Origin of the sequence: Curtobacterium sp. MCSS17_011 (assembly GCF_003224275.1) — a bacterium.
Lineage (GTDB): Bacteria > Actinomycetota > Actinomycetes > Actinomycetales > Microbacteriaceae > Curtobacterium.
Genome location: NZ_QKLE01000004.1, coordinates 37,796 through 52,048, shown reverse-complemented (window position 1 = coordinate 52,048; position 14,253 = coordinate 37,796). Strand labels below are relative to the sequence as shown.

Below are 14,253 nucleotides of genomic sequence, written 5' to 3'. Positions count from 1 at the left end.
GGTCCTCCTCAGGCGCGGGTCTGGCCGCGGAAGTCGGCCGCAGCGGCGTCGAGCGCCTGCTTCGGGGAGATCTGGCCCTTGTAGGCCTTGATGAGGTAGCCACTCAGGACCGTCTGCAGGATCGAGGCATCGGCGCTCTGGTGCTGCGAGGGCACGTCGTCGACGACCGACTTGTAGACGCCGAACAGCTGCTGGCCGCCGAAGTACGGGTCGCTCAGCGCCGCGAGCCGCGGGTCGTCGTAGACCGATCGGAGCGTCGGCAGGTAACCGAGGTCCTGGTAGCGCTTCACCTGCTGGTCCGGGTCGAGGTACGCGGCGAGCACCAGATCGATCCCGGCCTTCGTGAGCGGCTTGTCGCGGAGCACCGAGAACCCGGTACCGCCGCCGACGCTCGTCGTGCTGCCACCACCCGCGAACCGGGGCAGGTTCCGCACCTTCCACTTGCCCTTCTGCTCGGGCACGTTCGGCTTGATGCCGTAGCTGGCGTACCAGGAGGGCATGTCGACGGCCAGGATCGTGCCCCCCTTCAGCCCGGACTGCAGGCTCGGTCCGTACATGTCGGCGACCGTCGCGATGGCACCGGACTGCACACCGTCGACCAGGAACTGCAGGGTGCGTTCGGCCTCCGGCGTCTGGATGTCGATGCCGCCGTCCTCGTCGTACAGGTCGCCGCCCCGCTGGAGCAGCAGGATCTGGTAGCTCTGCAGCGTGCCGCCCGGATCGGTGACCGCCACGGCGTGCAGCGAGACGCCCTTGCTCTTGTTGAGCTTCGCGCCGACGTCCATGTACTCCTCCCACGTCGTCAGGTCGTCGGGGATGCCGAGGGCCTCGAACTGGTCGGCTCGGTGGTAGTAGACGCACAACGGGGTGTCCGAATCGAGCGCGTAGAGGTGCCCGTCCTTCGAGAACGGCGTGAGTCGTGCAGCGATCAGGTCGTCCTTGCGCGACGCCACCGACGGCGAGAGGTCGCTCAGCAGTTCGGCAGCGATGTCCCCGCGGAGCATCCGGCAGAACGCCCCGATCTCGAGCCCGGCGACGTCCGGCGTCCCCGTGCCGGCGACGGCCTGCGCGATGAGCTTGGTCGGGATGTCCGCCGCCGCGATCGTGGTGATGTCGAGCGCGAAGTCGAAGTCCGACTTCCGGTCGGCGACCGGCAACGCCTCGGTGAAGAACTTCTCGTAGCCGGGGTCGTGGGTCCAGAAGGACAGGTCGGCGCGTCCGGAACGGACGGCGGCCGTCGACTGCGGGGAGCAGCCGGCGAGCAGCGCGCCGAGGGCGATGCTGCCGCCAGCGGCGGCGCCCCACCGGAGCAGGTCGCGTCGGCTCGGCCCACGGCCTGGAGGCACGGGTGGCGCAGGTGGGGAAAGTCGCCTGGGTACTGGGGTCACGGAGGTCTCCTGACGTCGTCGTCGAGGTGCGTGCGGAAGTGGCGGTGAGCGCGCGTGAGCGCTCACTCACGGGACGGACGCGGGCCGCGCCTCCCGTCCGGGGGTTCAGTCGGCGGGGCGGAGGTGACGCCGCTCAGCGGACGGCGGCGCGCTGGTGGCGCGCGTGATCAGCTGGCCGGGCAGCATCCGGTGGCGCTCGGCGGGCGGGTGGCCGTCGAGGGTGCGGAAGAGGCGGTGCATCGCGAGGCGGGTGGCCTCGTCGAAGTCCTGACGGATGGTCGTGAGCGGCGTCGGCAGGTACGCCGAGATCGGCATGTCGTCGAAGCCGACTATGCTGACGTCACCCGGCACGGACAACCCGTGCTGCTGGATGGCGGACATCGCGCCGATCGCCATCTGGTCGTTCGCGACGAAGACCGCCGTCAGGTCCGGACGGCCGAGCAACGAGCGCATGGCCTCGTAGCCGCTCTGCGGCGACCAGTCCCCCTCGACCGGCGCGTGCTCGGCGACGCCGGCGTCCTGCAGCGCCGCCCGCCACCCCGCCAGCCGGCGCGAACTCGAGGTCCAGTCCGCCGGACCCGCGATGTGCCACACGGTCTCGTGCCCGAGGGCCAGCAGGTGATCGGTGGCCGCGAACGCAGCGCCGCTCTCGTCCAGACCGACCGCCAGGGTGTTCTCTCGGTCGGCGACGTCCGGCGGCCCGAGCGTCAGCACCGTCACGCCCTGGGGCAGGCGGAGCTGGTCCATCTGGTTCTCGACCGGCTCGGAGAAGACGATCGCCTCGACGTCCTGGCCGACGAGCGAGTCGACCGCCGGCTGGAGCTCGGATGCGGTCGCGGCGACGGTCCGGACGATGGCCAGGCTGTACCCGTTCGTGCGGCACGCCTGCTCGACGCCGGTGAGCATGGCGGTCGGGCCGTACAGGTTCGTGCCGATGGTGATGAGGCCGATCCGGCGGGAGCGCTGCGACTTGAGGGAGCGGGCGGCTGCGTTCGGGCGGAAGCCCAGTTCGTCGATCGCCTTGAGGACCCGGGCGCGGACCGCCTCGGTGACGTGCGGTTCGTCGTTCACCACGCGGGAGACGGTCTTCTGGGAGACGCCGGCCAGGGTCGCGACGTCGGTCATGGAGGCCGGACGGAGGCGATGAACCGATGCGTTGCCGCTCATCGTCAGCTCCTTCGCTGCTCCGTGGGACCGGCCAGGACCGGGTGTGGGAGCAAGACAATCATGGGATTGTCTACGTAGTCAATAGTGATTCCGCGGTGATCATCGCAGCTGCAAGATTGTGGCTCGTATTGATGTGCAGCATTCTGGATCGGTTGGTCGTGCCGAGGCGCGAACCGAGAGGAAGAACATGGAGAAGATCCGGGTCGCATGCCACGCGGGCGGAGACAGACGGTGAGGGCGTCAGGCACCTGGCCCTCCATGCGCAGAGCTGCCGCCGCCGCCTTGATGGTCGCCACCACCGGTGCCTCGCTGCTGGCGGTCGACAACCTGCTCGGCTTCATCGGAACGCATCTGATCGCAGCAGGGCCAGCGTTGATGGTCGCTGCGGTCTCCGTGTCAGCAGGAGTCATTGCCGCTGCCGGTGCTGCGCTCGCTCGCGGCGCCGCGCACCTCGTCTTCGCGGCCGCCGCCGTCGTCTTCGTAGGCGCTCTGTCGCCGGCGACCAGCAGCCAGCTGTGGCTCCCCCTCGCGGTCGCACTGCAGGCGCTCGTCCCATTGGCCTTCGCAGCCGCCGGGCTGCTGGTCCTTCGCGGTTCGCGGAACTCCACCGCGGTGCGGGTCCTCGCGATGATGCTCGTGGGGTTCGCCGCCGCCTGGATCGTCACCGCGTTCATCCCGGTGCTCGTGGCGTTCCTCATCGCGCAGGCTGGCACGCTGATCGTCGCGGCTGCCCTCAGTCTGCAGCCGGTTCTTCGCCGCGGCCGGAGTCTTGCGCGTGAGCTGTGGTCGAGCGCGGAGGTCCGTTGAGAAGCCCCTCTGCACGCCGCCGGATGGTGTGCGTTCGACGCGGTGCGGATACGATCGTGCGCGCATCCTGATCCAGCGAGGGCAACGGGGTGTTCGAGGGGGGAGAACGTCGTGGTGCGTCAGCAGGGGAACGTGGGTCGCGGCTCGTCTGCCAGACGCACGCTCGCAGTTGGTCTGGCGATCGCCCTGTCGGCAGCAGCCCTGGTCGGCATCCGTGCAACGGCAGGATCAGCGGACACCGAAGCCTCGACAGTGACGGTCATGAAGGTCACCGCGTCCGCCACCGCCAACTCGACCGGCACCGCCGTTCGCACCACGCTCAAGGTCAAGAACACCACCTCGGTGCGGAAGCCGGCTTCCTCCGCGTGGCTGTACCTGTCCGCCGGCACCAAGAAGTACACACTCGGACGGGTCGCGGTGAAGGCACTCGCCACTGGTTCGAGCGCGACGGTCACCGCAGTCCGCACGACGCCTTCTCGTGCCGCAGCCGGCAAGTACTCCGTCCTCGCCTGCTCGGGGGCGTACTCCGCGAAGCAGTGCCGCACGTCGACCACGACCGTCACCACCAAGCCCACGAAGCGCGCGCGCCCGGAGACCGGCGTGATGCTCGACGTCGCTCGCGCCTACTACCCCGTGGCGTTGATCAAGCGGTACATCGACCTCCTCGCCGACGACGGCGGGCGCTTCCTGCACCTGCACCTCACCGATGACCAGAACGTCGGGATCGAGAGCACGGTCCTCGGCCAGACCCCCGCGAACGCGGATCTCGACGACGGCGTGTACACGAGCCGGGTGACCGGTCGCCCGTTCCTGAGCGCCGCGCAGGCACGCATGATCGCCGACTACGCGGCGAAGCGGCACATCGCGGTCGTGCCCGAGATCGACACCCCCGGCCACATGGCCGCCGCCTTCGCCCTGCTCGAGGCGCAGCACGGTAAGAAGTGGGTCGACCGCATCCGTTCGGGTGAGAACGAGCTCGACCCGTCGGCGCCCGGGAGTCTCGCGCTGGCGAAGAAACTGTACGCAGAGGTGCAGCGGACCTTTCCCGCCAGCCGGACCGTGCACATCGGCGCCGACGAATGGGGCGACGACGTCACCGCGGCCCAACGCGTCGCGTGGATGAACGGGGTGGTGGCCGCGCTCGGCGACCGCGAGGTGTGGGCCTGGAACGACGGGATCGATCGGATTGCGGTCGGGCGACTCGATCCGCGCATCCACGTCACGTACTGGAGCTTCGACGGCGACACCGAGGACGCAGCGGAGCGGCGCGAACGCCGAGCGCGGCGGGCGAGTGCCGTCGACCTGCAGCAGGCCGGGATCGACCTGCTCAACTACAACTCGTACTACCTCTACGAGGTGCCGACCGACCTCGACCCGGCCGACAGCGAATACACCGTCGCCGACCTCCGCGAGAACTGGTCACTCCGTGCGTGGGACGGCGACTCCGGTTCGCTGCTCGCGGCTCCGATGTCGGGTGGCGCCGTCGCGATCTGGGGCGAGAACCTCGAAGACCCGCCATCTGACGCGCTCCTGCAGTGGAGCGCACCGCACGTGACGGCGATGATCGAGACCGCAGCCTCCTGACGGACGCATGTCGTGCCTCCAGGCCGATTGCTGGAACCGCCGGACCCGCCGGACCCGCCGCCTGCCTACCCGAGCGGCTCGACTCCGTAGCTGGTGACCACCGCACGCAACTCGTCCAGGTACGCCTGCGCCTGCACGGTGAGGGGAACCGAAGCGTGCGCGATCCAGCCGATCTCGATGCGCTCGTCGACGTCGAGCGGGATGGCGACGATCTCGGGGTCGAGGTCGTCGCTGATGAGCCCGGTCGAGATCGTGTACCCGCCGAGGCCGATCATGAGGTTGAAGATCGTCGCCCGGTCCGACACCCGGATCTCCCGCTTGCTCGACATCGTCGACAGGATCTCCTCGGCCAGGTAGAAGGAGTTGTTCGCACCCTGGTCGAACGTGAGCCGCGGCAGGTCCGCGAGGTCCTCGAGGGTCGCACGCTCCCGCGACGCGAGCGGGTTCCGCTTGGCCACGAAGATGTGGGGCTGTGCGACGAACAGCGGTGTGAACACGACGCCGGCGTCCCGCAGCAGCTTGCCGAGCACCTGCTTGTTGAAGTCGTTGCGGTAGAGGATGCCCACCTCGCTGCGCAGCGTGCGGACGTCTTCGATGATGTCCCAGGTGCGTGTCTCACGCAGCGAGAACTCGTACTCGTCCGCAGCCGCTGCTTCGACCATGCGGACGAAGGCCTCCACCGCGAACGAGTAGTGCTGCGCGGACACCCCGAGCAGCCGACGCGACCGCTGTCCGCCGACGTAGCGCTGCTCGAGCAGGGAGACCTGCTCGACGACCTGCCGAGCGTACCCGAGGAACTCGACGCCGTCGACGGTGAGCACGACGCCCCTGGCCGATCGGGTGAAGAGCGGGCGCCCGATCCGCGTCTCGAGGTCCTTCATCGCCGCGGACATCGTCGGCTGCGACACGTAGAGCAGGTCGGCCGCTGCGCTGATCGAGCCCTCCGTCGCGACCTCGATGAAGTACCGGAGCTGCTGCAGGGTGATGTCGTTCGAGACCCGGGCCATAGGCCGAGGCTATACCGGTGCATAGCGTCTCGGTATTACCTGATGGCCCGGGAATCCCGCCATGATCGACGTATCCCCTTCCCCAGCACCCACGGGCGCTCGACGAACAGATTGCCGACCATGGCGAACGACCTCACCTTCAGCATCACCCGGACCCGCTTCGACGAGGACTACTCCCCTGCCGACAGCTCCCGGCTGACCACGAACTTCGCCAACCTGGCGCGCGGCGAGCACCGTCAGCAGAACCTCCGCGCTGCGCTGGCGATGATCGACGGGCGAGCGAACGAGCTCGCCGGGGCGCATGACCGCTACCGCCTGCAGCTCGACATCGTCTCGGCCGCACTGGCGTTCTCCGACGGCGGATCGGACGCCGAGTTCCCGCTGCTCGAGATGCTCGACGTCACGATCGTCGACCAGCACACCGGCGAGCGACACCAGGGGATCCTCGGCAACAACTTCTCGTCGTACCTGCGCGACTACGACTTCTCCGTCCTGCTGCCCTCGGCGTCGTCCGGCATCCCGTCCGACTTCGGACAGCTGCACGGGGCGCTCTTCCAGCGCTTCCTGGAGTCCGACGCCTTCCGTTCGCAGTTCGATGCCGAGCCCGTCGTGTGCATCAGCGTCTCGACGAGCCAGACCTACCGGCAGAACGGGTACGTCCACCCGGTCCTCGGCGCCGAGTACGAGCACGAGCACTCCTCGCTCACCGACGACTACTTCGGCCGGATGGGCATGCGGGGCCGGTACTTCCAGCCCGCCGGAGCGGCTGCCCCACTCGCGTTCTACACGCGCGGCGACCTGACCGGCGACTACACCGACCTCCAGCTCATCGGCACGATCGCCACCATGGAGACCTTCCAGAAGATCTACCGCCCGGAGGTCTACGCCGCGAACACCCCGGCCGGCAGCACCTACCGCCCCACCCTCGACCACACCGACTTCACGCCCACCCCGGTGACCTACGACCGCGAGGAGCGCAGCCGCCTCGGGATCACGCAGGGCCGGTGGACCGAGGAGCACCTCGTGACGCCGCACCACGCGCTCCTCTCGCATTTCGCTGCCGACTCCGTCCCCGCCCGCTGACCGTCTGGACCGTCACCTCCATGAGTTCTCTCCTCCCCACCTCGATCGTCGGCAGCCTGCCGAAACCGTCCTGGCTCGCCGAGCCCGAGCGGCTCTGGTCCCCCTGGCTGCTCGAGGGTGCCGCCCTGACCGAGGGCAAGCAGGACGCCCTGCGCTCCGCCGTGCACGAGCAGGAGCGCCGCGGCATCGACATCGTCAGCGACGGCGAGCAGACCCGGCAGCACTTCGTCACGACGTTCATCGAGCACCTGGACGGCGTCGACCTGGAGCGCAAGGAGACCGTCCGCATCCGCGACCGGTACGACGCAGCCGTCCCGACTGTCGTCGGCGCCGTCAGCCGCCGGGCGCCGGTCTTCGTCGAGGACGCTGCGTTCCTGCGAGCTCAGACCGATCGCCCGATCAAGTGGGCGCTCCCCGGCCCGATGACGATGATCGACACCCTCTCCGACCAGCACTACAAGAGCCGCGAGAAGCTGGCGTGGGAGTTCGCCACGATCCTCAACCAAGAGGCACGCGAACTGCAGGACGCCGGCGTCGACATCATCCAGTTCGACGAGCCCGCCTTCACCGTCTTCCACGACGAGGTGCAGGACTGGGGCGTGGCCGCGCTCGAGCGTGCAGCCGAGGGCCTGCACGCCGAGACCGCCGTGCACATCTGTTACGGCTACGGCATCGAGGCGAACAACAAGTGGAAGGAGACGCTCGGGGCGGAGTGGCGGCAGTACGAGCAGTCGTTCCCGCTGCTGCAGCAGTCGTCGATCGACATCGTCTCGCTCGAGTGCATCCACTCCCACGTTCCCCTCGAGCTCGTCGAGCTAATCCGCGGGAAGAAGGTCATGCTCGGGGCGATCGACGTCGCGACCGAGACCGTGGAGACCCCGGAAGAGGTGGCGGAGGTCCTGCGTCGGGCGCTCGAGTTCGTCGATGCCGACAAGCTCATCCCCAGTTCCAACTGCGGGATGGCTCCCCTGGCGCGGGGTGCGGCGCTGGACAAGCTCGGGGCGCTGTCGGCGGGAGCGGACATCGTGCGGGCCGAGCTGGTCGGCTCGGCGGTCCCGTCGGCCCACTGATCACCGCGAGACACCACGGCGGCTCTCTTCCGGAAGGAGGAGAGCCGCCGTTTGCGTTGCGTCCGCCGCGTGCGCGGCTCTCGATCCGGCCTGGAGGCGCGGCTGCCGTCCGGCTGACAGGTTGCGTTGGCAACGCCCGCACCCTCTACTGCCTCTCGACCCCGGTCACGGCCTCAGCGATCCGCTTTCAGTCCCTCGCGGGGGGAAGCAGCCACAACGGAACAACGGCCCACGCGGGCGCCGCCGCGAGAAGCCACCAAGCCGTCGGACTCAACGTCGAAGACGCCAATCCCACGATGATCAGCCAGCTCATCGCGAGAGCCGCGACGAACCCTGCGGTGACCGCACACGAGATGCGACCTCTGCGCCGGTCTCGAGCGAAGGCGGACCCGACAGCCGCCACGAGGAACGGCGCCTGTATCGCCGCGATCAGGATCGCGGTTCCCAACGGAGTTCCGTACCCGCTCGGGCTGCCATCCGGGCCGAACGTCGTCGCGATCCGGTCGGGCAACCGATCCCACCAGGCGCTGGTGAGCGCGACCTCGACGACGACCGGGAACGCAGCAGCGACGGCTGCGAACACGGCACACGGATTCATGCTGCGCACAGGGTGCTGATCCGACCGAAAGTTCCCCTCACCGCTGGCCAACGTCGTCATTTCTGGGCTCGATCGACCGTTCGCGGTGCCGAGCGACGAACCACGTTGCCGGCCCGATGATCGGAGCGAACAGGACGACGAGAGTCCATCCGAGCAAACGACGGCCAGAGGTCGACCGAGCTCGGATCAGCGAGATGAACGCTGCGAGTGCGAGGAACAGCGCGAGGAGGGATACGGCCATCAGCACACCGTCGAGCGCTGTTGGAACAAGTGGATTCATCATCTGGTCCTCCGCCCAAGACGCCATTCTCCTCACTCCCAGCGGTTGTAGGTGATCGCGCCGTTGCCCTTGGCGCTGAGGCGCTGGATCGAGGAGTAGGTGCTCCACGCAACCGTGCCCCATGGAGTCGGCACACCACGCTTCACAACGACCTTGCACTTCGCAGTGGCCTGTCCGCCGCTGATGTAACCGCTGCTCTTGGAGGTCCTCACTTCAGTGAACGGCTGGACGTTCCTGACGACGGTGCACGAGTAACCGAGCATCTTCCTCGCTGTAGTACCGCTGTACTGGTACGACATCGACACCTTCGTCTCGGTGAGCCGGATTCCAGCGAAAGCGAACCATTGCTTCCCCCAGGACGATCGGGATGCGGCCCTGGTCTCGACACCGACGCCGTTTCCTGCCTGTCCAGCGCCCGACGGCTCCATTTTTCCCCATTCAAAGTCCCCGTTCGTCCGAACAGTCTCCGGCCCGAGCACCCTCTCGTCGGCGGCGTCGGTGGCCGCGGACGCAATGCTCGGATCCAAGAAGTACGAAGCGAGCTCATGGCGCTGATCAGCGCTGAGGCGGTCGAAGGCCGTGACGTCGGACGGGGTTCCGGAAGCGACGAGGTCAGCGCGGATAGCCGACAACACCTCGGACGGCGTTCGCGGTTCAACAGCGTTGCTGTCGGCGGGCGGCGCGACCGTGGCGTTTGCCGGAACGGCGACGACGGCGCAGGCTGCGCCGATCGAGACGACACGTCCGTAGGTTGACTGCTTCATGGAAATTCCCCTCGCTCTCCGGCCTCAACGCCGGCTCTCGCGTCGGCGGCGTTGCCACAACGAGCAGTCAACTCAGTGATACATCAAATCTGCAACTTCAGAGGTGTTCCGGGCGTGTCGTTCACGCGCGGAGGGCGATCGGCCGATCGGCCGATCGAGCGGCGCGCCAAAGGCGGCCCCGGACTCCGAGGCTCGGGTCCACAGCGCCGGCCCGGGGGACGGCGTCTGCGAAGCGCCAGCTTCGAGGGCGTTGACTACGGTCATGATCACCAAGGGCGTCATCCACCAGGTCGAGAGTGCGACTGTCCGGGATCGCAACGGCGTGTCAGTCGGCAAGGTCGTGCAGGTGTTCCCGTCCGACGAGGACGGCAGTGCGGCCTACGTCTGTGTCGCAACCGGCTTGCTCGGGCGACACCAGGCGCTCGTCCCCGCCGACGACGCCACGTTCGACGGCACGGACGTGCACGTCGGGTACACGAAGGACGCGATCACGGGCGCGCCGTCCCTCGGAGCAGGACGCACCTTGTCCTCCGCCGAGGCGAACGCCGTCCGCAAACACTTCGGGCTGTCCCCCACCGGCGCTGCGACCGGGGACATGGGCGACCCACACGAGAACCTCGATCAGGCCGGAACAGGTCTTGCGGGCGCGGACGACACCGAGGGCGCAGGGACGACCCCGCCGGCCTGAACGTCACCGGGGTGAACGGCGCCGAGACCACGGCTTTCCCCCACACCAAGCCAGGCAGTGGCAGTCCCCTGGCAGGTGCGTGCTCCCTCGTTGATGCGCGCTTCTGTGAGCGCGGCATACGCGGGCTTCTCGGAGGAGTATGCCCGTCTTCGTCCGAGGTTGGCTCCCCAGCGATCACACACGCGCAGAACCGTGAAAGGGGCTGCTGCGAATGCCCACGCCGTCGCAGCGCGGTCACGTGTCATGGGAAGTCACTCTCCGACACACATCGACACAACCCCTCTCGCCGGTGTTCGGCCCTGTCACAGTCTCGCCATGGCGTCCATCTGCTCAGTGCTGCCCGAAGCCGCACTGCTCCGCGGGGCTGCTGACCGGACGGCTCGTAGGACACCGACCGCGGGCGCCCCCGCGGACGAGACAGCCGTGCCGACCGCCGCGGCCGGCTACCCTCGCGCCGCGCCCACACCGGACGAATCGACACCGTACGACGCCACTCCACGCGACAGGCAGCAACGCAGACCACGAAGGAGTCCTCATGACCATCAGCAACCAGACCGCCGACCGCATGATCGACGAGACCGCCGACGACGAGCTCCTCGCCCGCTTCCGCCCGATCTTCGACCGCATCGCTGCCGGCGCCTCCGAGCGCGAACGCGACCACCGCCTCCCGTTCGAGGAGATCCGCGAACTCGCCGCCGCAGGATTCGGCGCCGTCCGCGTCCCTGTCGCCCACGGCGGAGCCGGGGCGACACTGCCCCAGCTGTTCCGCCTGATGACCGAACTCGCCGCCGCTGACAGCAACATCCCCCAGGCGCTCCGCGGCCACTTCGCACTGGTGGAGGACCGGCTGGTCGCGAGGACCGGGGAACGCGAGGGGTGGCTGGACCGTTTCGGCCGCGGTGAGATCGCCGGCAACTCGTGGACAGAAGTCGGGTCGGTGCAGGTCGGCGACGTGATCACGAAGGTGACCCCGCAGCCGGACGGGACGTTCCGGATCACCGGGCAGAAGTACTACTCGACCGGCAGCATCTTCGCCGACTGGATCGACACCTACGCCGAGCGCACGGACACCGGCGAGCGGGTCATCGCGATCGTCGACGCGCACCAGCCCGGGGTCACCCACACCGACGACTGGGACGGGTTCGGGCAGCGCACCACCGGCTCGGGGACCAGCACCTTCGACGACGCCGTCGTGCAGGCCGACGCGGTGATCCCCTTCGACGAGCGGTTCAAGTACCAGACGGCGTTCTACCAGGGGGTCCTGCTGAGCGTCCTCGCCGGGTCCGTCCTCGCAGCCGAACGGGAGATCGCGCGCGAGGTCCGCAACCGCACCCGCGTCTTCTCACACGGCAACGCCGACACGTTCGCGGCCGACCCGCAGATCCTCCAGGTCGTCGGCGAGGTGTCGGCAGCCGGGTTCGCCGCCACCGCGATCGTCGACCGGGCCGCCGCCGCCCTGCAGGATGCGTACGACGGAGCCAGGCTCGACACGGCCGAGGACGAGCGCCGCAACGACCGCGCCGAACTCGCGACCGCGCAGGCGCAGGTGGCGCTGACCACGCTGGCGACGACGGCGACCTCGCACCTGTTCGACGCGCTCGCGGCGTCCGGGGTGAGCCTGACGAAGAACCTCGACCGGCACTGGCGGAACGCCCGCACCGCGGGCAGCCACAACCCGTGGGTGTTCAAGGCGCGGATCATCGGTGACCACGCGGTGAACGGTGCCGAACCGCCCCGCGTCTGGGCGATCGGTGCGACTCGAACCTCGTGACGCCTGTCGAGTCGGAGACGACTTCCGCGTGACCGCTGCGGCGATGCGCTTTCCCGCCACCCGCCCGCCCGCCCGACGCGTACAGTCCCTGGCAACGCACGGCTGGCCGACGATCGGGGAACACGATGCGACTGATCACGGGGACGACACTGGTCGTTGCGATGGCAGCAGGCGCGCTGATCGGCCTGGCGCCGCCAGCGGCTGCGGCCGGATCCGGAACGATCACCGTGCAGCTCGCAACGCCGGCCGGCACCGCAATCCGGCTGGCGGACGTCGAACTCGCGGCGATCGGCACCGACGTCGTCGTCGGGAACGCCACCACCGACGATGACGGCACCGCGACGTTCTCCGGCATCCCCGCACCGGACACCGTCACGGTGACGACGCGGCAGCTCCCGCCGCACGGAACGGAGACCTACGCACCCGGACTCCGCTCGGGCATCGCCGTCCGCGGTGGTTCGACGGTCGCGGTCACCGTGCCGCTCGTGATCGGTGCCACCGTGCAGGGCGGTGTGGTCGGCCCCACAGGACCCGCCGCCGGTCGCCTGATGTACGCCTGGAACGAGGACACCTCGCAGGTGTTCCGGACGACCTCGGACAGCGCGGGCCAGTACCGGTTCGTCGGTTTGAGCACCGGGAAGTACCGCATCGAGGCCTACGCCAGCGGAACGGCGTCGCCCGCCGTCTGGAAGACCCGGGTGTACCAGCAGCGAGGAACGCTCCCGGCTTCCCAAGTCACCTTGTCACGGCACTACGCCCACAGCGACTACGACCTGGTCGTCTACGCGGCCTCGGCGTCCCGCGCCCCGTCGGCGCAGCTGAGCGGCGCGAGCGTCACCGTGACGAACGCGACGACCGGGGCGTCGTTCTCGACCCGGTTCTCAACGCTGCTCGACAGCGAGCAGACGGCGCAGTTCCAGATCCCCTCCGGCCAGTACGTGGTGGAGCTCCGGACGGCGGCGACGACCGCAACGACCGCGCAGGTGCTGTGGCTCGGACGTCCGGGCGGCGTGTACCGGTACGTGGCCGACCGAGCGCAGGCCGTCCCCGTGAAGGTCGTGTTCGGCGGGTTCAACGGTTGGGGCGGCACGGTACCGGAGACGGTGTCGCGCTGAGTGGTCGGGCGCCACCCTTCGGTGGTTCGGCCCAGCACCATTTCCAGCAACGGACTGTCCGGACGCAGCTGGCTGCGTGGCTGCACGCTATCGCGTGAGAAGCGCCGGACGGGAGGCACGGTGCCAGCTGGCACCGCGCCTCCCGTCCGGAACACGGTCGCGGCAATGCGCCCGCGCTCCGCGCGCGGAAGCCGATCGGCTACCGGGCGTCGCCGTGAGCCGTGATGCACGCCAGCACGGCAGTCTTGATACCCACCGCTTCTTCCGCGGAGTGGTTGACCAACAGGCCGTGCATACCGGCGGTGCGCGCGCCAGCGATGTCGTGCGCTGCACTGTCGCCGACGAACAGGCAGTCGGAGGCGTCAACTCCGAGCTCGTGCGCCGCGGTCAGGAACGCCCGCTCATCCGGCTTCTGGAAGCCGATGCGTTCGGAGACGCAGACCGCGTCGAAGGCGCCGTCGAGACCAGTGTGCGTGAGCTTGTTGAGCTGTTGCTCTTCGGAGCCGTTGGTGAGCAAGCCCAGGCGGTATCCACGCCCCCGGAGCTCCCGCAGCAGCGACACGCTCCCGGGGAACACCCGCCACGACGCACGATACGAGGCCAGGTAGCCGTCGAACAACGAGTCCAAGCCGATCCCATCCGACGGAGGTTGGCAGCCGAGAGATGGCAACGCGGTGCGAAGACGCCCGCGTCGTTGCTCTTGGAAACTGATCTGCCCGGACCGCCACCGCTCGAACTGCGCGTCTTCGGCGGCAAACCACGAGTCCAGCGCGGACTCCGTCGCGGCTATCCCCAGGCTCTCGAGGAAGCGGGTTGCACCCGCTCGTGCTGACCCCCTGTGATCGAACAGGGTTCCATCCAGGTCGAAGCACACTGCTCGCAATACCCCCATCCGACCAGACTAGAACTCGTCTCGTCCGTTCCGCGATCC

14 protein-coding genes are annotated in these 14,253 nt (G+C 68.8%); 7 read left to right on the top strand and 7 right to left on the bottom strand.

The window, feature by feature from the left end; all coding sequences use genetic code 11:
• Positions 1-8: 8 nt before the first annotated feature.
• Positions 9-1,346, bottom strand: coding sequence for an ABC transporter substrate-binding protein (locus tag DEJ17_RS04065; RefSeq protein WP_110892194.1), 1,338 nt, complete (start codon positions 1,344-1,346; stop codon positions 9-11).
• A gap of 147 nt (positions 1,347-1,493) precedes the next feature.
• Positions 1,494-2,555, bottom strand: coding sequence for a LacI family DNA-binding transcriptional regulator (locus DEJ17_RS04060; RefSeq protein ID WP_209050904.1), 1,062 nt, complete (start codon positions 2,553-2,555; stop codon positions 1,494-1,496).
• Between the two features lie 258 nt (positions 2,556-2,813).
• On the opposite strand from DEJ17_RS04060, the gene DEJ17_RS04055 reads away from it, so the two are divergent.
• Both DEJ17_RS04055 and DEJ17_RS04050 read left to right on the top strand, forming a co-directional pair.
• Positions 2,814-3,362, top strand: coding sequence for a hypothetical protein (locus DEJ17_RS04055; protein ID WP_110892192.1), 549 nt, complete (start codon positions 2,814-2,816; stop codon positions 3,360-3,362).
• Positions 3,363-3,623: 261 nt separating this feature from the next.
• Positions 3,624-4,946: a family 20 glycosylhydrolase gene (locus DEJ17_RS04050; protein ID WP_146239614.1), complete on the top strand. Its 1,323-nt coding sequence runs from the start codon at positions 3,624-3,626 to the stop codon at positions 4,944-4,946.
• A 65-nt stretch (positions 4,947-5,011) separates the two neighbouring features.
• Here DEJ17_RS04050 and DEJ17_RS04045 read toward each other — a convergent pair whose 3' ends face one another.
• On the bottom strand, positions 5,012-5,953 hold the full coding sequence (locus DEJ17_RS04045; protein ID WP_017886883.1) for a LysR family transcriptional regulator: 942 nt from the start codon (positions 5,951-5,953) through the stop codon (positions 5,012-5,014).
• A gap of 120 nt (positions 5,954-6,073) precedes the next feature.
• Here DEJ17_RS04045 and DEJ17_RS04040 point away from each other — a divergent pair, with 120 nt between their 5' ends.
• Together DEJ17_RS04040 and DEJ17_RS04035 are read left to right on the top strand one after the other, a co-directional pair.
• Positions 6,074-7,036 (top strand): putative oxygenase MesX, encoded by a 963-nt coding sequence (locus DEJ17_RS04040; protein WP_110892190.1) that lies wholly within the window; start codon positions 6,074-6,076, stop codon positions 7,034-7,036.
• A 20-nt stretch (positions 7,037-7,056) separates the two neighbouring features.
• The gene (locus DEJ17_RS04035; protein WP_110892189.1) at positions 7,057-8,106 is read left to right on the top strand and encodes a methionine synthase; all 1,050 of its coding nucleotides are present in this window, start codon (positions 7,057-7,059) and stop codon (positions 8,104-8,106) included.
• 187 nt (positions 8,107-8,293) lie between these two features.
• Here DEJ17_RS04035 and DEJ17_RS04030 read toward each other — a convergent pair whose 3' ends face one another.
• From DEJ17_RS04030 to DEJ17_RS17490, 3 genes are all read right to left on the bottom strand, one after another.
• Positions 8,294-8,689, bottom strand: a complete 396-nt coding sequence (locus tag DEJ17_RS04030; protein WP_181421033.1) for a DUF1648 domain-containing protein — start codon at positions 8,687-8,689, stop codon at positions 8,294-8,296.
• A gap of 52 nt (positions 8,690-8,741) precedes the next feature.
• Positions 8,742-8,945 carry a PLD nuclease N-terminal domain-containing protein gene (locus DEJ17_RS18175; protein ID WP_375342556.1) on the bottom strand — a complete coding sequence of 68 codons (204 nt, stop codon included), beginning with the start codon at positions 8,943-8,945 and terminating at the stop codon, positions 8,742-8,744.
• 71 nt (positions 8,946-9,016) lie between these two features.
• On the bottom strand, positions 9,017-9,748 hold the full coding sequence (locus DEJ17_RS17490; RefSeq protein ID WP_146239613.1) for a hypothetical protein: 732 nt from the start codon (positions 9,746-9,748) through the stop codon (positions 9,017-9,019).
• A 262-nt stretch (positions 9,749-10,010) separates the two neighbouring features.
• Between DEJ17_RS17490 and DEJ17_RS04020 the strand changes: the two genes are divergently transcribed.
• The 3 genes from DEJ17_RS04020 (at position 10,011) to DEJ17_RS04010 (ending at position 13,322) form a co-directional block, all read left to right on the top strand.
• On the top strand, positions 10,011-10,436 hold the full coding sequence (locus DEJ17_RS04020; protein WP_110892186.1) for a hypothetical protein: 426 nt from the start codon (positions 10,011-10,013) through the stop codon (positions 10,434-10,436).
• A 535-nt stretch (positions 10,437-10,971) separates the two neighbouring features.
• Entirely contained in the window at positions 10,972-12,207 is a 1,236-nt protein-coding gene (locus tag DEJ17_RS04015; protein ID WP_110892185.1) for an acyl-CoA dehydrogenase family protein, read from the top strand.
• Between the two features lie 125 nt (positions 12,208-12,332).
• Positions 12,333-13,322, top strand: coding sequence for a carboxypeptidase-like regulatory domain-containing protein (locus tag DEJ17_RS04010; RefSeq protein WP_110892184.1), 990 nt, complete (start codon positions 12,333-12,335; stop codon positions 13,320-13,322).
• Between the two features lie 199 nt (positions 13,323-13,521).
• On the opposite strand, the gene DEJ17_RS04005 is transcribed toward DEJ17_RS04010, so the two are convergent.
• Positions 13,522-14,214, bottom strand: a complete 693-nt coding sequence (locus tag DEJ17_RS04005) for an HAD family hydrolase (RefSeq protein WP_110892183.1) — start codon at positions 14,212-14,214, stop codon at positions 13,522-13,524.
• Positions 14,215-14,253: the final 39 nt, after the last annotated feature.